18 protein-coding genes are annotated in these 20725 nt (G+C 43.0%); 11 read left to right on the top strand and 7 right to left on the bottom strand.

What is annotated here, in order from left to right; translation table 11 throughout:
* Positions 1-147 precede the first annotated feature (147 nt).
* The 3 genes from IM462_RS12160 to IM462_RS12150 all read left to right on the top strand — a co-directional run bounded on the left by IM462_RS12160 (position 148) and on the right by IM462_RS12150 (position 2623).
* Positions 148-1482 (top strand): IS110 family transposase, encoded by a 1335-nt coding sequence (locus IM462_RS12160; protein ID WP_287702816.1) that lies wholly within the window; start codon positions 148-150, stop codon positions 1480-1482.
* A 66-nt stretch (positions 1483-1548) separates the two neighbouring features.
* Positions 1549-1950, top strand: a complete 402-nt coding sequence (locus IM462_RS12155; RefSeq protein WP_016516781.1) for a fasciclin domain-containing protein — start codon at positions 1549-1551, stop codon at positions 1948-1950.
* 403 nt (positions 1951-2353) lie between these two features.
* Complete coding sequence (locus tag IM462_RS12150) at positions 2354-2623, top strand: hypothetical protein (protein ID WP_016516782.1); 270 nt, start codon at positions 2354-2356, stop codon at positions 2621-2623.
* 159 nt (positions 2624-2782) lie between these two features.
* Here the strand turns inward: IM462_RS12150 and glgB are convergent, their stop codons facing one another.
* From glgB to psbH, 3 genes are all read right to left on the bottom strand, one after another.
* Entirely contained in the window at positions 2783-5062 is a 2280-nt protein-coding gene (gene glgB, locus IM462_RS12145; protein ID WP_287702818.1) for a 1,4-alpha-glucan branching enzyme, read from the bottom strand.
* 464 nt (positions 5063-5526) lie between these two features.
* The gene (locus IM462_RS12140; RefSeq protein ID WP_002743526.1) at positions 5527-5775 is read right to left on the bottom strand and encodes a TatA/E family twin arginine-targeting protein translocase; all 249 of its coding nucleotides are present in this window, start codon (positions 5773-5775) and stop codon (positions 5527-5529) included.
* 104 nt (positions 5776-5879) lie between these two features.
* On the bottom strand, positions 5880-6074 hold the full coding sequence (gene psbH / locus IM462_RS12135; protein ID WP_002736544.1) for a photosystem II reaction center phosphoprotein PsbH: 195 nt from the start codon (positions 6072-6074) through the stop codon (positions 5880-5882).
* Positions 6075-6496: 422 nt separating this feature from the next.
* On the opposite strand from psbH, the gene IM462_RS12130 reads away from it, so the two are divergent.
* The 3 genes from IM462_RS12130 (at position 6497) to IM462_RS12120 (ending at position 8937) form a co-directional block, all read left to right on the top strand.
* Positions 6497-7096 (top strand): superoxide dismutase, encoded by a 600-nt coding sequence (locus IM462_RS12130; protein ID WP_002762409.1) that lies wholly within the window; start codon positions 6497-6499, stop codon positions 7094-7096.
* A gap of 190 nt (positions 7097-7286) precedes the next feature.
* On the top strand, positions 7287-8081 hold the full coding sequence (locus IM462_RS12125) for an alpha/beta fold hydrolase (protein ID WP_287702820.1): 795 nt from the start codon (positions 7287-7289) through the stop codon (positions 8079-8081).
* On the top strand, positions 8041-8937 hold the full coding sequence (locus IM462_RS12120) for a tRNA (5-methylaminomethyl-2-thiouridine)(34)-methyltransferase MnmD (RefSeq protein WP_287702822.1): 897 nt from the start codon (positions 8041-8043) through the stop codon (positions 8935-8937). Before IM462_RS12125 ends, IM462_RS12120 begins: the two co-directional genes overlap by 41 nt.
* A gap of 110 nt (positions 8938-9047) precedes the next feature.
* Here IM462_RS12120 and sixA read toward each other — a convergent pair whose 3' ends face one another.
* A complete protein-coding gene (gene sixA, locus IM462_RS12115; protein ID WP_287702824.1) occupies positions 9048-9542 on the bottom strand; it encodes a phosphohistidine phosphatase SixA in 495 nt (164 codons plus the stop codon).
* 52 nt (positions 9543-9594) lie between these two features.
* Positions 9595-10818: a DHH family phosphoesterase gene (locus tag IM462_RS12110; RefSeq protein WP_287702826.1), complete on the bottom strand. Its 1224-nt coding sequence runs from the start codon at positions 10816-10818 to the stop codon at positions 9595-9597.
* A gap of 263 nt (positions 10819-11081) precedes the next feature.
* On the opposite strand from IM462_RS12110, the gene IM462_RS12105 reads away from it, so the two are divergent.
* The 5 genes from IM462_RS12105 to IM462_RS12085 all read left to right on the top strand — a co-directional run bounded on the left by IM462_RS12105 (position 11082) and on the right by IM462_RS12085 (position 17370).
* Complete coding sequence (locus tag IM462_RS12105) at positions 11082-11669, top strand: hypothetical protein (protein WP_287702828.1); 588 nt, start codon at positions 11082-11084, stop codon at positions 11667-11669.
* Between the two features lie 170 nt (positions 11670-11839).
* Entirely contained in the window at positions 11840-12514 is a 675-nt protein-coding gene (locus IM462_RS12100) for a Uma2 family endonuclease (protein ID WP_287702830.1), read from the top strand.
* Between the two features lie 287 nt (positions 12515-12801).
* Positions 12802-13941, top strand: a complete 1140-nt coding sequence (locus IM462_RS12095; RefSeq protein WP_002803764.1) for a citrate synthase — start codon at positions 12802-12804, stop codon at positions 13939-13941.
* Between the two features lie 418 nt (positions 13942-14359).
* A complete protein-coding gene (locus IM462_RS12090) occupies positions 14360-16102 on the top strand; it encodes an ABC transporter substrate-binding protein (RefSeq protein WP_287702831.1) in 1743 nt (580 codons plus the stop codon).
* On the top strand, positions 16102-17370 hold the full coding sequence (locus tag IM462_RS12085) for a glycosyltransferase (RefSeq protein WP_287702833.1): 1269 nt from the start codon (positions 16102-16104) through the stop codon (positions 17368-17370). Before IM462_RS12090 ends, IM462_RS12085 begins: the two co-directional genes overlap by 1 nt.
* 213 nt (positions 17371-17583) lie before the next feature.
* On the opposite strand, the gene IM462_RS12080 is transcribed toward IM462_RS12085, so the two are convergent.
* Both IM462_RS12080 and IM462_RS12075 read right to left on the bottom strand, forming a co-directional pair.
* The gene (locus tag IM462_RS12080; RefSeq protein ID WP_287702835.1) at positions 17584-19020 is read right to left on the bottom strand and encodes an SEFIR domain-containing protein; all 1437 of its coding nucleotides are present in this window, start codon (positions 19018-19020) and stop codon (positions 17584-17586) included.
* 389 nt (positions 19021-19409) lie between these two features.
* Entirely contained in the window at positions 19410-20405 is a 996-nt protein-coding gene (locus IM462_RS12075; RefSeq protein ID WP_287662562.1) for an L-lactate dehydrogenase, read from the bottom strand.
* Between the last annotated feature and the right edge of the window lie 320 nt (positions 20406-20725).

Raw genomic sequence — 20725 nt, 5'->3', positions numbered from 1 at the left:
AGACCTCTTGCATAAATCCGAAAACAAACGATAGAAACAATAATGGGAGGGACTTTCAGTTAATTATTTATTAGTAGTTGATAATCTTCAAAAATGTTGCTGTACAAGGATCGACTTAAGACTTTTGCAAGAGGTCTATAGTTGAGAGTGGGAGTAACAAGTTGCTTCTCCAGTCTAGATGGTAATTTATTAATACGCAAGTCCCTAGGTATAGACGTTAGCCGTAATTGGGCTATCGTGGTTTTGTTGTGTGAATTTCCGACGGTTTCTCCCCTGCAATACTCGAAAAGTGTTGGGGAAACGATTAAAGGATACCCGCGAATTAAAGGAAATATTCAGCTTAATGAGATAGCTTACAGGTTAGAATGCAATGCGGAAGCGATCGAGATTATTAAATCATTAGAAGCTGATGCTATTATTTTAGAACCTACGAGCTACTGGTATGCTAGTTTCTGGGTTAATTCCGCTAAAAAGTTAGGTTTAGATATTTATTGGATATCTCATCAGCAAACCAAGATAAATCGTCAGCACTATTTTAAGACTAAAAATAAAGACGATTATCTTGACGCTCTAACCATTGCCTTAACCTATTTTGATAAATCTGGACTAGATGACTTAGGCAATCCTCCGATCTTAAACAACTATGACTATGACTCGATCGATTTATTGCGCCGGACTTTTCACGAGCGAGAACAGCTTGACAAGAATAAAAACTCTTTGATTAACCAACTTAGGCAGCGCCTATGTTGTGAATTTCCGGAGATTGCACAAAGAGACTTTGAATATATCGGAGTTAAGGGGTATAACCCAACACTAGGACATATCGCCGGATTAAAAAATAACCCGCGCATCAAAACCACGGCCAGGACTGGAATTAGTCAATATAGCCAACTATTGGCTAAGGACATTGTTATGTATCAAACTAGAATTTTGATTAAAGAACAGGAGTTAAGAGAAATCCTAGAGTTAAATCATTTTAAACCTTATTGCCAAGTATTTGATCAATTTCTTTTTGGGACGGTGACTAAAAGCTTGTTGCTTTTGCACTGTTACCCTATCGAAAGATTTTTAGTAAACGGAAAACCTTACTTTAAACGTGATCACGATATTAGTCTTAGAAAGTTTCAGGCTTATCTAGGCTTAGGGTATTCCTATCAGATTTCTGGTGATACTTCTGCCAAACAAGACAAGGTTAAAAAGTCTTGGAAGGGTTCCGACTTAATGCGCTCTCACTTGTACGCTCACGCACTGGTGACTATTTGCCCGGATAAACCCGCTAAAACTGAAATTATTAACAAGCTTAAGCATTCGTGGCTTAATCCCCGAATTCATGTCTATTACGACCACGAAAATGGTCAAAGAATTGAGAAAAGGAAAGAGTTACCCACTTTTAAGGCATTGGGTAAAGATGGACTATGCCGCTTACTGTTTTATGAAACCAGGCTACTCTATCAACTTTTGACGGACAATTTAGTAAAGTGATCTTTGGGACAAGATTGAGTTTAAAATCTGAAATAGATAATTTTTTTAAGGGATCGAGTCAAGTTTATGGCAGATATTGTCGATATTGCGGTCAGTGCCGATAATTTTAAAACTCTAGTGACGGCGGTACAAGCGGCTAATCTTGTGGATGCCCTAAAAAGTCCCGGCCCCTTCACGGTTTTTGCCCCCACCGACGAAGCTTTTGCCAAATTGCCCCCCGGGACGATTACAACCCTAGTGCAGAATATCCCCCAATTAACCCGAATTCTCACCTATCACGTCGCTGCGGGCAAATATATGCAGGAAGATTTGGCAAAATTGGCTGTAGTGACTTCTCTAGAGGGTTCACCGATTCCCATCGATTGTAGCGAAGGTTTTGAGGTGAAAAATGCCACGGTTGTCGCGGGTAATATCGAGGCGGATAATGGTGTGATCCACGTCATCGATACGGTGATCCTGATGGGTTAGTTTTTGACCGGCTTTTGCCCGGTCTGCATCTAAGGCAAATCTGTCTTAATTTAGTAACTAAATATACAGATACTTTTGCTTGTTTATGGTCTCGATGCTCGACGGAGGAAAATGCCCACTTTCTGCACTTTCTTGTCTGCACCTGTTCAGACCGTCAAATGGCTTGGCTATAGTGCTTTTCACGTTACTGAGGTATCGACAAGTTTTGCCAACAAAGGGCTTAAGCCCCTTGCCCATACCTCATTCTGATGAAAACTGCTATATCATAAATATTAACGAAAAAGTAAGGAAATATTAAGGGAGATGAAAAATGGTTAACCATTTTCTCCCCCTGATTAATTTTTGCCTTAGAATGCCGGTTATAAAGGGATAAACAAGATAATTCCCGCTAAGGAGTACGCCAATGAAGACCTTAGAATTTCTCTCGGAACTGAATGCCGCACCGCAAGGATGGGGATTCTGGATCGATCGCCAGCATATCGAAGCCAGCCACGTCGGTCAATATTCCTTTGAGAATGATCGTTTGCCAAAAAGTTTTGTTCATATCGGTAGTCTCGCTGAATTAGCTCACCAACGACAAAAATATATTCTTAGCCATCTCGACAGTAATGACAACGTGGAAGAACTTGCTCAAGAATGGGTACAAACACTGCTCGCTAATCTAACAAATTAATCGTTTCTGGAAAATTCACCCAAAAAAGAGGCCACTTTCCGCAAGATGGCCTCTAAATTTTTTTGTTAGGGGTTGGGGGTGTTGGGGTTTTAGGGTGTTAGGGTGTTAGGGTTTTAGTTGAATTCCCCCATTCCCCCACTTCCCCATCTCCCTACTCCTCTATTCCCCAGAAGCATTAGGACTGATTTTGAGAACTAAAACCCCTAAAGGTGGTAAACAGAGATCAATCGAGTAGGGACGGCTATGATAGGACCATTCCTCCGACCATTTACCGCCAAGGTTGCCCATATTACTACCGCCATATTTACCCGCATCGCTGTTAAAGATTTCCTGATAAAAACCGGGATGGGGTACACCAACGCGATAATGGCTGTGGGGTTGGGGAGTAAAATTACAGACCACCACCAGAAACTCCTGCCAATTTTTGCTCCAGCGCAGGAAAGAAACGACACTATGACTATTATCACTACAGTCGATCCACTCAAAGCCATCCTGACCAAAATCCTGGGTATATAGAGCAGGTTCACTCTTATAGGTAGCGTTCAAATCCGAGAAAAAGCGTTTTAGCTGTTGATGGGGTTCATGCTGCAAAAGACCCCACTCCAAATCACCCCAAACATTCCACTCACTCCACTGGCCAAATTCCATGCTCATAAACATGGTTTTCTTACCGGGGTGGGTAAACATATAACTAAATAATGCCCGGACATTGGCAAATTTTTGCCACTCATCCCCCGGCATTTTGCCAATCATATTACTTTTGCCGTGAACCACTTCATCGTGGGACAAAGCCAGCATATAATTCTCGCTGTGGTTATACCACATACTAAAAGTGACATTATTTTGATGGAATTGACGGAACCAGGGATCCATGCCGAAATAATCGAGCATATCGTGCATCCAGCCCATATTCCACTTTAAATTAAAGCCTAAACCGCCCATATAGGTGGGCCAGGACACCATCGGCCAAGCGGTGGATTCTTCGGCAATAGAGAGAATTCCGGGGAAATAGCTAAAAATTACATGATTGACTTGACGCAGGAATTCCGCAGCCTCTAAATTTTCCCGGCCACCGTACTCGTTAGCCACCCATTCCCCATCTTTACGACAATAATCGAGATAGAGCATAGAAGCCACCGCATCCACGCGAATACCGTCAATATGGTACTTATCGAACCAAAATAGGGCATTAGCCACCAGGAAATTTCTGACTTCGTTGCGACCGTAGTTAAAAATTAAGGTTCCCCATTCCTTGTGTTCCCCTTTGCGCGGGTCGCCGTGTTCGTAAAGATGAGTACCATCAAAGAAAGCTAACCCGTGGCCATCTTTGGGGAAGTGACCAGGGACCCAATCCACTAGCACACCAAGGCCATTTTGGTGACATTGATCGACAAAATACATGAAATCTTCAGGATTGCCGTAGCGACTGGTGGGGGCAAAATAACCCGTCACTTGATAACCCCAAGAACCATCAAAAGGATGCTCGGCGATCGGTAATAATTCGATATGGGTGTAACCTAATTCCTTAACGTAGGGAATCAGTTTTTGGGCTAACTCGTAGTAACTCAAAAAGCGGGCCCCAGTGTTCCATTCCGACACGGGAACCGCTTCCCCTTCCCCAGTAAGTAAACGGGGTGGTTCGGCGCTAGAAGCGTGCAGCCAAGAACCGAGGTGTAATTCGTAAACGGAAACCGGTTGAGTTAAAGGATCGCTATGGCGGCGTTTTTCCATCCAATCGCTATCATCCCAAGTATAGCTATCTAAATTAGCCACGATCGAGGCGGTTTTCGGGCGTACTTCTTGGGCAAAACCGTAGGGATCAGATTTTTCGTAAATATGACCTTCCCAATTTTTGATCTCGTATTTATATTTAGTACCAACACCGATTTCCGGGATAAACAATTCCCAGACCATATTATTACGTTTCCGCATTTGGTGATCCCGACCATCCCAGCTATTAAAATCACCAATAATCGAGACGTTGCGAGCATTAGGGGCCCAAACGGCGAAATAAACCCCTTTAATACCCTCGATTTCGGCTAAATGCGCCCCTAATTTTTCATAAATGCGATGATGGTTGCCCTCCCCAAACAGGTGTAAATCAAAATCGCTGAGTTTGGCAGAACGGAAGGCATAGGAATCATAGATTACTCGTTCCTGTTCCCCCTCCTGGATGCGTAATTGATAATTGTTCAGTTCACTGATGTCGATAACGCACTCGAAAAAATGGGGGTGATAGGCGGCCGTCATGGGATATTCTTGTCTTTGGGACGGTAAAATAACCCAAGCAGCCGTGGTTTTCGGTAAATAGGCTCTAACAACCCATTTATTTACTTTTCCTTCTTCTTCTAGGGGATGGGCCCCCAAAACCTCAAAGGGATCGTGATGGAGGTTGTTGACGATTTGATGGACTTGTTCGGGGGATACCACTATAGACATTCAGTTAACACTCTTGACATCTACAATACTTATAGCAAGGAAATAGTCATTTTTTCCCTGCCTTCTGGGAATTCTCAAACTAATGATAAGTAGGTAGGCGTTAAAAGTTGTCAGACACCCCCCTTATCAAGGGGGGCATGGGGGATCCCCCCGCCTATCGGCACCCCCCTTATCAAGGGGGGCAGGGGGGATCGAACCTAAAATCCATTTTTAATTTAATTATAACCAGCTACTTATATTCTGCCGACTCATTCAACTATGGCTGTGGCTGCTGCCGAAATTATCGTCATTGAAGACGATTTTGCGCTCCGAAACCTGATTTACCGCTTTCTCGGTCAAAAAAACTAGCGAGTAAAAGTGGTGGCCAATGGTAAAACTGCCAATTTAATCTCGATTTGGTCATTCTCGATGTTAATCTAGCCGATAGCCTCGAATTTGACCTACTCTACATCTCTACACGGTTCTTAGCTGGAACGAGTTTGATCCCTAGGAGATTGACTTTCTTCTAATTCAGCTTTGATTTTTACCGAGTCTTCAATCTGCTGGGCCTCTCGCTTAAATTCACTTTCAAATTCCTTGGATGCTTCTTGAAATCCTCGAATCGTTTTGCCTAAACTGCGACCGATTTCTGGTAATTTTTTCGGTCCGAAAACTAGCAGGGCAATCAAGAGAATTAACCCCATTTCCGGTAATCCAATCCCAAAAATATTCATTTTTTTGCTCCTAATAAAAAAGTCGCGGTGGGCAATAACCCACCTGCTAAAGTCCGAGGGACAATTCTGCGGCCAAAAATGCCGACAAGATTGTTTTAATCTGCTTACTGACCCCAATCTACATTAAATCCTTCTAAAATTAGGGAGGAGTTGTAGATCTGTAAAATAATCAGCAAAAAGACTAAAAACAGAGCCATAAACACTCCCATCAGCAAGGTAGTTCCCCAACCGGGGGAAACTTTACCATATTCTGAGTTGAGGGGACGAAGGATTTCACCTAAGCGTGTACGCTGTGCCATAAGTTACCAAGAAAGATCTGTAAATGATAATTTTGTATTGATCCGTAATTTGACGAACTGCCAACCGGTCAACCCAGTGAGATAAAATCTACTGCTGTTTCCAGTGGAGCTTTTTTGGTCTAATTCCTAACGGAATCGTTTTTCGCCTGCCCTGCCACGCCCACAAGAATCTGCAAGCGCCTACAGTACGGGAATTATTCTAACATTGTTTGGTGATCTTCTCAGGATTTAGGAGACGGTGGATGGGAGTTGGGTGTGGGGTGTGGGAGTTGGGGTGATGGGGGAGAAGAGAGAAAAAGCTGATTAGTGATCACTGATCACTAATCACTGATCAAGTCTCCTTCGGTGCTATGATCGAGGATGTAAAGTTTTATCAACACTACCTTAAACAAGCTCTCAAGAGAGGATATAAAGAACCACAGATGGCTTACACACTTCCCCCTTTACCCTACGATTACACTGCCTTAGAGCCTTGCATCACCAAAAGTACCCTAGAATTCCACCACGACAAGCACCACGCCGCTTATGTCAATAACTATAACGGTTTGGTCAAAGATACGGAACTCGATGCTCTCTCTTTAGAAGAAGTTATCGTTAAGGTTGCCGGTGATGCCTCTAAAGCTGGGGTTTTCAACAATGCCGCCCAAGCATGGAATCATAGTTTTTATTGGGACTGCATGAAACCGGGTGGTGGCGGTGCGCCTACCGGTGCTTTAGCCGATAAAATTAACGCAGATTTCGGCAGTTTCGAGAAATTTGTCGAAGCTTTCAAAACTGCGGGCGCTACTCAATTCGGTAGTGGTTGGGCTTGGTTGGTTCTCGATAACGGTACTCTCAAAGTTACCAAAACCGGCAACGCTGACAATCCTTTAACCGCCGGACAGGTTCCCCTCTTAACTATGGATGTGTGGGAACACGCTTATTATCTCGACTACCAAAATCGTCGTCCCGATTACATCAGCGACTTTTTAACCAAGTTGGTTAATTGGGATTTCGTGGCTGCTAATTTAGCGGCGGCCTAAAAATTTGGCTCAGTTAATTCAGTTATCAGTTATCAGTTATCAGTTATCAGGGGTTGGGGAGCAGGGAGAAACCATCCATAGGTTGGAGGTTAATACTACTCTTAAAACTGGCAAATCTCTCTAATATTAATTATCCTTAAAATAGATAACCAGAAAAAACTTTTTTAACATCGATCGCGCTTCTCGCACCATGGAACAACCTGTCAGTTGGATTATTCCCCGTCATCCCCGTCCCGATTATCCCCTGTTTGTATTTTTACCCGGAATGGATGGCAGCGGCCAACTATACCATCGTCAGATTAAAAACCTTGCTCCTTACTTCGATCTGCGTTGTTTGGCGATTTCCCCGCAATATCTCGGTGATTGGGAGGAATTAAGCGATTGCGTGATTGCTTTATTGGAACAGGAATTAAAGCGACAATCGAGAAAAGTCTATCTCTGCGGTGAGTCTTTTGGCGGCTGTTTAGCCTTGAAAATAGCGACAAAATCACCAAAATTAATTAAAAAACTGATTTTAATTAACCCTGCTTCTTCTTTTAATCAAAGACCTCTTTTGAGCTTGGGAATCGGTATCACCCAGATAATGCCCGATTTCATCCATGGCAGCTCGGCCCTAACTATTTTACCCTTTCTCGCTGCTCTGGGTCGAATATCCCGGGAAGATCGCCGCTCTCTCCTCAAAGCCATGCAATACGTCCCACCGAAGACGATTAGCTGGCGTTTATCCCAGTTACAACGGTTTCAGGTTAGTGCCAGCGAGTTAAAATGTCTGCAATTGGGGGTGTTAGTGATAGCCAGTCAAGGGGATCGACTGTTACCATCGGTAGCGGAGGCTAAACGCCTAATTCAGCAGTTACCCGCGGCAAAATTAACGATTCTGCCCCATAGTGGTCACGCTTGCCTGCTGGAAACCGATATTCATCTCAAAGACATTCTCCATCACCATGCTTGTCTCCCCCGAAGCCTACCCGCAAAAAGTCACTGAGGATGGTTCTTATACCTTTTTTTCGACCGAATTCGGCGAATGTTATCATTCTACCTCCGGGGCAAGGGAAGAAGCCGAGAAAAAATTTATCCTCTCCAGTCGTCTGGCAGCAAAAGCAGACCAGAGCAATAATCTGAAAGTTCTTGACATTTGTTACGGCTTAGGGTACAATACCGCCGCAGCCTTAGCGGCCATTTGGCGAGTTAGGGGAGATTGTCGGGTAGAATTATTAGCTTTAGAAAGCGATCGAGTGGTTCCCCTAGCGGCTATTAGAGAAAATCTCTTAAATAGTTGGAGTCAACCAATTCCCGAATATTTAAGTGATTTTGCCCATAATCACCGGCTAGACTTGCCTAATCTCACGGCTAAACTGTTAATCGGGGATGCGCGACAGACGATAACCAAGGTGATTGAGGCGGGTTTTCAAGCGGAGGCAATTTTTCTCGATCCCTTTTCCCCGGGTAAATGTCCGCAACTGTGGACGGTGGAGTTTTTAGCTTTAGTGGCAAAATGTCTGAGTCCGACGGGTTATTTAGTCACCTATTCCTGTGCTGCCTCGGTGCGAAGGGCTTTACAATTAGCAGGATTGCAGATTGGGGCCACCGATAGCGTCGGGCGGCGATCGCCAGGGACAATAGCCAGTTTTTTGTCCTTACCCCCATCTTTATCGGCACAGGAACGGGAACATCTGCAAACTAAGGCCGCTATTCCCTATCGAGACGAGACTTTAAGCGACCCGGCCGAAGTGATTATACAACGTCGTCGCAGCGAACAGGCTCTCTGTGACTTAGAACCGACTAGCCACTGGAAAAAACGTTGGCAAAGATCAGTTAATTCGATCGAAATCTCGGAATGAGATTATAGCGTTTTTCAGTCTGCTGAGGTACAAAAGTTATGGGTTTTAGGTAAGAGGCAAAAGGGAAGAAAAATAGGTGTACCTCACTAGCTTAGGAAACGCTATAATTCCTAGAGGAGTAATTTCGGGGCTGTCAACCAGAATAACTGACACTTGCCTAGGGGATTTTGTTGATTGGGAACCTCTAGACCAATTATTCCCGCCTTTTTGACCGATAATTTTCCTTGAAACTTGCCCCAAACTAGCATTTCCGTCCAATAACCTAAATCCGGTTCGTGGCCCACCAGTGCGATCGCGTTTTCCTCTCGCTGATAGTCCGACTTTTGCCACCATTGCACCCAATCTTGAATATTGCCGTTGGGTGATAGGGGATTAAATTGCTCAATTTTACGGCTTAAACCCGCTTTTTGCAAAATTTCGGCAGTTTGCACCGCACGCACTAGGGGAGAAGTCAAAATTAGGTCAAATTTCACCCCCAACTGTCCTAATCTTTGGGCAACTTTAGCAGTTTTTGTCTTACCTTCCTCGGTTAAAGGACGTTCCCTATCGTTGAGATAATCCCCCGATTGTCCTGCTAATCCATGACGCACAAAATAAAGTTTCATATCAGTGTAGGGTCGGTCTTGGCGATGATAATAGATAGCTGAGATTTAATACCTAGGTGCGAATTACCTTTTCATCGGGGTTAACTAGATGGGAAAGTTTCTGTTTAATTTGGGTGTCATACAGTTCCCACTTGAGTTTTGCGTATTCGGCATTATTATTAAAACCACCAAGGAAACCGATAGGAATTTCAAAACCTCCGGCCATGTAACGACCACCACCAAAAAAGCGACCTTGGTTATCCTGTCCGAAAGCTTCCTTGAGAAATTCATCGGGATCTAGGGTAATTTTACTGGTACGCATAGAACCGATGACTAACTCGATCTCCTCATCTTCATCGTGAACGATACCATAAACTAAAGCCGTGTGAACATTTTCTTCCGTCACCAAAAAATCGGCAGCTTGGGGAATCGCATCTCGGTCATCATAACGCAAATAACCGACCCCGGCGATCGAATAATTATTTTTAATAATACGGTTTTTCAGGGCCCGTTCAATCACATCCATCACCCGTCGGGATCTGGCCGATTGCAGGACAGCGTTTAATAATTGAGCATCGTAGAAACGACTGAGATAACCAGCAGCAATAAATTCACACTCTTGCGCTTGCATTAAATTATTCGTATCCGATCGCAATCCGTGCATCAAAGCTGTGGCACACTTAACATGGACGGTATCGCTAGTATTAAAACTTATTAACCCTTTTTGGATATATTGGGTTAATATCGTCGCTGTTGCCCGGATTTGGGGACGAATATCGACAAATTCCGCCTCTAGATCCCCTTGGCGAGTATGATGATCAATCACGGCAATAATGGGAATTTTTGCCTGTTTAACCAGAGTGGTTAACTGACTATTGGTTCCCTGACCATCGACAAAAACACAACCCTGATAAACCGAGAGATCTCTATCCTTGAGGGTATGGACTCCCCAACGTTTAGCCGGTAAACCCGTTAGTTTTACCAAAGCGACATTTTCCTGATGGGAGAGAGTACCCGCATAGACTATATCACAGTGAATATCGTACTGTTCGGCGATAATTTGATAGGCCCAGGCACTAGAAAGGGCATCGGGATCCGGGAAATCCTGCATCACCACAATTTGATTTTCGCCGCGGTGATTTTCCAAAGTACGTCGCAGGCGATCGATCAGGGAAATAAGTAGGGTATCATTACTAACCGTGACTGGAGGAAGGGGACATACTGCCGGTGCTTCCCCTACCACTACATCAGTTTCGAGGGACTTGGCAGGAACTAGACTCAGTAATTCAGCCATCATTTTTAGAAAAGTTCGCTTAAAGGTAGATTCAGTCAGGATTTTTTGAGTTAATTAATTCTAGACGATATTCTCGCTTGATCGGTTTATCTCAATTATTAAGCTTTTCTCGCCCCTAGCTCCTTACTCTGGGGACATAACTCTAGTCTATCAAAAGACCCTTCCCGTTTGTTCTGGGAGAGGGGTTAGGGGTGAGGGACATTAACCATCGCTGCCATTACTTGAGAAAATAGATAATTTAGATAGTCAACGCCTTACCATTAATCATGGATGAACCGATAGATATTGAAGTAGTTAGAACTGAAGCACTAAGAAAGCTGGGTAGAAATATAGTTAATTTTTCAAAGATTGAAGGTACTTTAAAGTATCTACTTTCAGTTAGTCAGATCAAGGGATTATCAAAATCAACCCGTAACCAGTTCGTTGACAGTCATAAGAAATTTCGTAAGCTCACATTAGGTAGCCTAGTTGGGAAATTACATAACACTGTGCTGGTGGATGATAGTCAGTCTGAACCTCAACTAGACTCTTCTGAGTTAGGTATGTCTTTGTCATTTAAGGTTACCTATAGTGACTCAGATTTCTTAAATGCTCAGAAACAGGCTCTCTCAGACATTGTGGCGGAACGAAACAAGTTGATTCATCAAGATTTAGCGCTACTCGATACTAGCTCTATAGAAGGCTATTATAATTTAATCAGTCTTTTAGATGAACAAAACCCTCGATTATTAGCTCATCTTGAAGAGCTTGGGTGGATGTTAACCTCATGTATAGAGGGACTAAAAGACCTTCAATCGTTCATTAAATCACCAGACTTTCACCAGTTTATACACTCTAGCCAATCCGATGCCTAACAAGCGCGTGTACAGGGAACGGCGGCAGACACTATCGGTTATGATGCAGACAGTTGGTCACACCCTGTCCCTAGGAAAAACTTTTTCAGCCAATCCTAAATATTTGCTCTGATTTTTTGTAGTAAAGTTATACTATTAAGGAAGCAAAGACGAAACTCTAGGGTTAAGCAATGGTTAGACAACTCGACGACAGCCCGAAAACCACAATCGTCTATCCCGATAGCGATGGTAAACCGATGGCCGACAATACAAGACAATTTCGCTGGATTACGACGATTAAAGCGAATCTAGACTGGTTATTTGCCAATGATGCCGATGTTTTTGTCGCCGGTGATTTACTCTGGTATCCCGTGGAGGGAGATAATAAGACTCGACAAGCACCTGATGTGATGGTAGCTTTCGGCAGACCGAAAGGGGAAAGAGGTTCCTATCAACAGTGGAAAGAGAACAATATCCCCCCGCAAGTGGTTTTTGAAATTCTCTCTCCGGGTAATACCCAAACGGAAATGACCAGAAAACTACTGTTTTATGACCGTTATGGCGTGGAAGAATACTACATTTATAATCCCGATAAAAATGATTTGGGTGGCTGTATTCGTCGGGAAAATCGGCTCGAAAGTCTGGAAAATCTCGATAATTGGGTCAGTCCTCGCTTGGGCATTCGTTTTCAATTAGCCGAACCAGAGTTACTCTTGTATTATCCCGATGGTCAACCTTTCACCAGTTACAACCAAGAACGACAACGGGCCGAAACGGAACGACAACGGGCTGAAGTGGAACGACAACGGGCCGAAAGGTTAGCGGCAAAACTGCGGGAGTTAAATATTAATCCCGAAGAAACTTAAAAAAATTATCGATTGATGGAGTCGATCGAGATAGTCTCGCTACAATAAAAGTAAATAAATATCAAGTCCTCTAGCTAGAGTCGCAACAGTAAGCCCAGAAAAAATGCGATCGGGCAGGGTTGACTAAATCGACGAAGCAATCGCTAAATAGGGGTAATTTCCGCCCAATTCTCCCCAATCCTGAACAGGAGAGGCAGAACCGAAGAATTTCTATAAAATTTCGGTAAGGGTGGAAAGATCAAGTAAGTTAGCGTTAGGGCTTAATCTTCGCCACGGAAAGTAGAACTATGACAGTTTGTGAATATCGGCCAGGTTTAGAAGGAATTCCCGCCGCCCAATCGAGTATCAGCTTTGTGGATGGGCAAAAGGGAATCTTAGAGTATCGGGGCATTCGGATTGAGGAACTCGCCGAAAAAAGTACCTTCCTCGAAACCGCCTATCTCCTTATCTGGGGTGCTCTGCCCACGGGGGCGGAACTGGAAGAATTTGCCGATGAAATCCGTTATCATCGACGCATCAAGTACCGTATCGAAGACATGATGAAATGCTTCCCCGAAAAAGGCCATCCCATGGATGCGCTACAAACTTCGGCGGCGGCTTTGGGGTTATACTATGCCAGGCGGGCCTTGGATAATCCCGAATATATCCGCCAGGCAGTGGTGCGGTTATTAGCGAAAATCCCGACTATGGTGGCGGCGTTTCAATTAATTCGCAAAGGTAATCATCCCATTCAGCCCAACGATAGTCTTGATTATGCGGCCAATTTCCTCTATATGTTGACGGAAAGACGACCAACGGATTTAGCGGCGAAAGTTTTCGATGTCTGTTTGACCCTCCACGCCGAACATACCATGAATGCCTCGACTTTTTCGGCCATGGTGACGGCTTCCACTTTAACCGACCCCTACGGTGTCATCGCTTCAGCAGTGGGAACTCTCGCAGGTCCCCTCCACGGTGGGGCAAACGAGGAAGTATTGTTAATGTTAGAGGAAATCGGTTCGGTGGCTAATGTTCGTCCCTATGTGGAAAAATGTATCGCCAATAAACAAAAAGTTATGGGTTTTGGACACCGGGTATATAAAGTTAAGGATCCCCGGGCGACGATTTTACAAAATCTTGCCGAACAATTATTCGCAGAATTAGGTTCCGATGAATACTACGATATCGCCCTAGAATTAGAACAAGCAGTGGTGGATATCTACGGCGAAAAAGGTATCTATCCCAATGTGGATTTCTATTCGGGATTGGTTTATCGGAAATTAGGCATTCCCAATGATTTATTTACCCCGATTTTTGCCATCTCCCGGGTGGCCGGTTGGTTGGCCCACTGGAAAGAACAATTAAATGCTAACCGCATTTTCCGTCCTACCCAAATCTACACTGGAGAACACGAAGTCCCCTATACACCGATCGAACAACGTTCTTAGATTTTATCTCCCATTCTTGATGGAAACACGGTTTCTCGCCTTTGTCAATCTTTCCTAGGCGAGATTTTTTGTCTCATTTCCTGTTATATTGATGGGGCAAGGAAACAGTCCAGCGGCTTTCAGTTTGGTCAGTTTCGGTGTATATAGGGTCTGCTGAAAAAGTTTTTCGGTGGGGGCAGGGTGTGGGGTGTGGGGTGTGGGGTGTGGGGTTTTACCGGTTTTGAGGTGGCCAATTACCTAATTTTTAGGGAAAAAGTCCAGGAATTTTCCCCCTGATCACTCCCATACCTGGTACTTTTTGATTGACAAAAAGTCTAAAAGTCTTACCCAACAAGGTTTTTAGATTTATTCAGCAAACCCTATATAGCCAGGCAAGGTCTTTACTTCTAGATAGTCGGATAGAAAAATATTAAAGATTATGGTGAAATTTTGGCGCAGATTAACGGTATTTTTAATTTCTTGTTTATTGCTGATTTCCCTAACTGCTTGTGGTAATCCAGTTAGACGCAATCAAGTGGTCATATCGGTATTAAGTGACCCCAAAACCTTTAATGCTGTTTTATCGGCCGAATCCCCGAATATTTTTGGGTTAACCTACGAAGGACTATTAACAGAAAATCCCATTACTGGCAAAAAAGAACCAGTCTTAGCAGAATCTTGGACAATTTCCGATGATAATTTGAACATTATTTTTACTATGAGAGAGGGTTTAAAATGGTCAGATGGTCAACCCTTAACCGTTGATGATGTGGTTTTTACCTATAAAGACTTATATCTAAATCCTGATATTCCTAACAACTACCGCGATAGTTTAAGAATAGGATTAAAAAAAGAATTTCCAGTTATCACTAAACTAGATAATCGCCGAATCGAATTTAAACTACCCGAACCTTTTGCTCCTTTTTTAGATGCTGTCAGTTCACCGATTTTACCTAAACACGCTTTAGAAAAAACTATTCAGAAAAAAAGCCCCGATGGTAGGTTAGAATTTCTCTCCACTTGGGGGTTAGATACTCCTCCTGATAAAATTGTTTTTAATGGTGCTTATAAACTAAAAGAATATATCACGGGACAAAGGATTATTTTTGAGAATAACCCTTACTATTGGAAAAAAGATGACCAGGGACAACAATTACCCCATATAACTTCAGTAATTTGGGCAATTGTTGAATCTCAGGACACAACTTTACTACAATTTCGATCGGGAAGTTTAGATTCTATTGGGGTAACTCCCGAATTTTTCTCCCTCTTAAAAACTGAAGAAGAAAGAGGAAATTTCACGATTTTTAATGGGGGACCTGCCTACGGAACCCAATTTATCGGTTTTAATCTCAATCAAGGAAAACGCGACGGAAAACCCCTAGTAGAGCCAATTAAATCCAGGTGGTTTAATAACTTAAATTTCCGCCAAGCTATTGCCTACGGCATTAATCGTCAAAGAATGATTGATGATATCTATCGAGGATTGGGACAAGAACAAAATTCTTTTCTTTCTATCCAATCGCCTTTTTATGATAAAACCCTGAAAGGTTACGATTATAATCCCGAAAAAGCCAAAGAATTATTATTAGAGGCGGGATTTAAGTATAATAGTGATAATCTGCTAGTCGATGCTGATAATAATCCCGTTAGATTTAACCTGATTACTAACGCGGGTAACAAAATCCGGGAAGCAATTGGCGCACAAATTAAAAATGATTTAGCCGCAATAGGAATTCAAGTGGATTTTCAAGCGATCGCTTTTAGCAATTTAGTTGATAAACTGAGTAATAGTCTAGATTGGGAAGCACATATTTTAGGTTTTACCGGCGATAATGAACCCCACGCCCCCAATATTTGGTATGTAGATGGAAATCTCCACGCTTTTAACCAACAACCTCAACCCGGCAGCCCTCCCATTCAAGGCTGGCAAGCGGCGGATTGGGAGAAAAAAATCGCCGATTTATACGTCAAGGGTTCCCAAGAATTAGACTTTGAGAAGCGCAAAGTTATCTATAATGAAATTCAACAACTTCAACAGGAATACGTCCCGTTTATTTATCTAGTTAATCCCCTCGCTTTGGGGGCCGTGCGTAACTGCTTTGAAGGAATACAATTCTCCGCCTTGGGTGGTGCATTCTGGAATCTAGAAGAATTAAAGAAAACCTGTGGAGGTGTTTAATGACTCATTTTGGTTTCCTCTGTCCTACAACCTCTGGACATATTTATTCTCTTCTACCTTTAGGAAAAGAGTTACAAAAACGCGGTCATAAAGTTACCTGTTTTTTAACTCTTGATGGTGAAGAAATGGTGCAAGCAGCTGGGTTAGATTTTCAGGCAATTGCACCCGACAAATATCCGAAAGGCACATCAGCCAAAAATTTAGCCGAAATTGGTCAATTACGGGGAACAGCCGCCGTCCGACGCACGGTAGAATTAGTAACTGATTCTACAGCGACCCTCTTTGAAACTATCCCTCAAGAGATGCGTCGCTTGGGAATTGATGCCCTAATTGTCGATCAAGTCTCCGCCTCAGGGGGTACAATCGCAGAAAAATTGGCTATTCCCTTTATCAGTTTTTGTTCGGCATTGGTTTTAAATCGCGATCCGCTTATTCCGCCCTTTATGACCAGTTGGGACTATAATCCCTCATTTATCGGGGTTATTCGCAATAAACTTGGCTATAAACTCCTTGACTCTCTGACTCGTCCTCTGAATGAGTTAATCAACCGGCAACGTCAAGAATGGGGGTTAATTCCCTATCAAAACATCAATCAACGCTATTCACCCATCGCCCAAATTAGCCAACAACCTGCCGAATTCGAGTTTCCTCGGTCAAATTTACCCGCTCACTTTCACTTTACGGGTCCCTTTCACGATTCCTCCACCAGAAAAACGATTCCTTTTCCCTACGAAAAATTAACCGGACAACCCTTGATTTATGCTTCCCTCGGTACAATTCAAACTCGCCTACAATCGACCTTTAATGCGATCGCCGAAGCCTGTGCCGATTTGCCGGTACAATTAGTTTTATCCTTGGGCAATACCGACTCTAACATTCAAATAACCACCAAAAACGCCCTAGTTGTTCCCTACGCTCCCCAATTAGAGCTTTTAACCAGAGCCTCTCTTACTATCACCCACGCAGGCTTAAATACTACCCTAGAATCCCTAGCGCAAGCTGTACCGATGGTGGCCATTCCCATCGCTAACGACCAACCGGGGGTATCTGCTCGGATAAAATGGTCGGGGACAGGGGAAGTGATTCCGATTTCCCGTCTAGAAGTTCCCCGTTTACGAAAGGCGATTGAAAAGGTCTTATCCGTCCCCAGTTACCGAGAAAATGCCCTGAGAATGCAAAAAGCACTACAGAAGACTGGAGGAGTGAAAATGGCCGCCGATATCGTCGAAAAAGCCATTTCTACCGGCCAACCCGTCCTATCGGTATAATGGCTAGGGTCTGCTAAAAAAGTTTTTCCTGCGGACAGGGTGTCGGGTGTCGGGTTTTAAAAACGTTATCGAAAACAATTGACAAAAATCGCCCTTTATAACCCGTCCATGGCCTAACACAAACCGAAGAACTATAAAGATTAGATTGAACATTTCTGTGATTTCTGTCTAACGAAGCGCTCTGCGGCAAATTTGTCCGACGGCAGCACCTTGTTATGCCTTTGTAGCTAATTGTTCATAGCCAAGTAGTATAGATGGACTAAATGACTCGAACTGCCACCTTGGTAATCTTTGAGGGTCTGCCTTATAAGCTTCCATCAGTTCACTTAGATCTGATGGTTTATCTATGCCTAGAATACATTTAACTTTTTCAAAGTATGACTTTGATGACGACCTTGCAAATACTTCAAACGCACTGTGAAACTGGCCAACATACAGTAATGTGTGTGGAACCCAACGAGAATAAAAGTCGGCTTGCTGTATTTCAGCCCGCATAAACAATATAAAATCAGCCTGCATTAGGTAACGAAATTCTATGCCAGAGTGTTTACTTCTTTGCTTAAGCAGATCCGCATGAACAGATAAACGTCCTAGCTTTAATCTACTATTTCGACGGTCTAAAGAACGCAAGCCATCTCGGAAAGCCTCATATCCAACCATTACATCTTTTCCATAATCGGATCTTCCGTTCACATAGTATTGATTCGTCAACAGTAGGTTAACTTCTGCAAACCTTTCATGCTTTGTGAAAATGGCAACCACATATAAGAAAAGCTCGTGAATAATAAATTTGAAATTATCGAAGTCCCATTCACCCCAACTGTTAACATTCTCCCTCCTACTCATATATGGGATCAAATCTTCAAAAAAGCGATGAACTTTGAGGACATTTTCTTCTGTTGGTGCATATTGCGCGAGAGTGATAAACAAAGTAATTGCTTCGTTTCTATAAGGAATAAATTTTTCTATATTATCAATAACCTGATCGTCAAATTCACCTTCCTTTTCGGTGATTCTGAACTTTTCAAGATTACTAACAAAAGTAGACAAATACTCATCTAACGCCCCCGATGCAAATGGCTTGTTTTCTTTGATAGCAGATATAGCCCTTTTGTGCACTGCCGAAGTACCCAGAGATATTCCATCTGATTCATCCAGAAAAGATGGCCGCTTACCTATCTCAGGCCTCGTATAAAGGGGTTTGTCATATATCCAACGCAATAACTTTTCAAAATTATCTGCATTGTTATCGGGTTCGCTTAAATCGATATATATTCGCGATTTATAGTATGTTGGCAGATATGCTTTACCTTCTGAATCTCTCTCAGCAATTATGGCTACAAATTTTCCTTGTTCCTGGTTTTCATAAACTTCACGTGAGATGATTTGAGTTTCAGTGCCTACACCGCCGGATCGATCATCTGCCTTTGAAGCGTAAACCTCGTCACATATGATGGCCACCTTGGTTATCTGTGGGTCTGTAACCATCTTTTCCATGAAAGCAAAGGAATCATGCCCTTCTTTAAGATCCCATTTATCAAGAATAACATGAACACCCGATTGGGTCAGGTCTTCAGCTAAATCAATTACCCACTGTTCATGTGTTGGGTTAGACCAGCTATAAGAAATAAATAACTTAGGGTTTTTCATCTATTCGTAAATCCTTAATAAGTCCAACTATTAATTATACAAAAACTTTCTCGATAACAATCCTCAGAGTAACGATATGTAAAAACTCTCGGCATATCACCCCATTTTAGGGCCATCGCCGGAACTTTTCCCCATATCATAACCAAAAGCGTATTAGCCAGATTAAACAAACTCTTTTAAGTAGATTCCTAACAACAAGCTGCAATAAAATAGACTTTTCGGGAAGTCTAGCACGAATTGCTTCAGTCCACCCCACAATTACCTAATTTTCGGGGAAAAAGTGCCTAAATTTTCCCCTCGATCGCTATTATGTCTGGCACTTTTTCAGGTCAAAAAAATCTAAAAATCTTAGCCAACAAGGTTTTTAGATTTATTCAGCCAACCCTAAGTTAAATTTTGAGTTGATCGATTAAATCGCGCATAATTTTGGCCGAATTATGTAACTGTTCCGTTTCTCTGGGACTAAGAGCAAGATTCAGGGTTTTAATCACTCCTTTCTCATTAACCACCGAGGGAATACTTAAACACACATCTTTGAGACCGTATTGACCATCGAGGAGAGTGCTAATAGTGAGAATTCTTTCTTGGGAACGTAAAATCGCTTTAACGATATCCGTGGTAGCTAAACCGATCGCATAGCTAGTATAACCCTTGCGTTTGATAATTTCATAGGCGGCGTTTTTAACCTGAAGAAAAATTTCTGTTAAGCTTTCTTGGTCGGTTGCGCTTAAATCCTGCCAATCTCCTTCGAGTAACCTTGCTCCTCCGATATTAGCCGAACTCCACACAGCAAGCTCACTATCCCCGTGTTCACCGATAATATAAGCGTGGACGTTACGCGCATCTACATGGAGTTGGGTGGATAAAAGAGAGCGTAAACGGGCAGAATCTAACACCGTACCCGAACCAATCACCCTAGAAGGCGGAAAATTGGTGATTTTCAGGGTAACATAGGTCATGATATCGACGGGATTACTCACCACCAAAATCAAAGCACTGGGGCAGTAAACAGCCACATCCTCCAGAATACGGCGAAAAATCGCCACATTTCGCTCAAGGAGATGTAATCTGGTTTCTCCCTCTTTTTGGGCAGCCCCGGCAGTAATAATCACCACATCGGCATTTTGTCCCACATCGGCCACGGTTCCCATTTTCAAGTCTGTGGGTTCAATAAAAGGCATTCCGTGCCTTAAATCCATCACTTCCCCTTCGACTTTATCCGTGGCGATATCTTGCAGAATTAATTCATCAAAACAGTCTTGAATTAACATCGAGTAAGCGCAGGCCATCCCCACCTGACCAACACCGATAATCACCCCCTTGCGAGGACGCAGAGGTGCGGGTTTTTCAGCGTAGGGATTGGGAGTAAATATTTTATCTAGCATAGATTTTTGCAGTTATTGCCTCGGTAAGCTCATTTTAAGGGGAAAAGGTTAATATCAGGTAAAAAGAGACTATCAAGAGATTTTGAGGCCATTATCGGCAATTTTTTTCTGGTAAGTAGCTGGTTATAATTAAATTAAAAATGGATTTTAGGTTCGATCCCCCCTGCCCCCCTTGATAAGGGGGGTGCCGATAGGCGGGGGGATCCCCCCTGCCCCCCTTGATAAGGCTATCCATTAGTCACATCTTTCTTAACATAAAATTTGACAAAAAGAGAAAAGTGTGCAAGATGGCTCAAGGAGGTTCTATGGGGGAACTAATT

Source organism: Microcystis sp. M144S2, assembly GCF_020246065.1.
Classification (GTDB): Bacteria; Cyanobacteriota; Cyanobacteriia; order Cyanobacteriales; family Microcystaceae; genus Microcystis; species Microcystis ichthyoblabe_A.
Note: the sequence above shows the minus strand (reverse complement) of the source record. Positions and strands in the feature narration are given on the sequence as shown.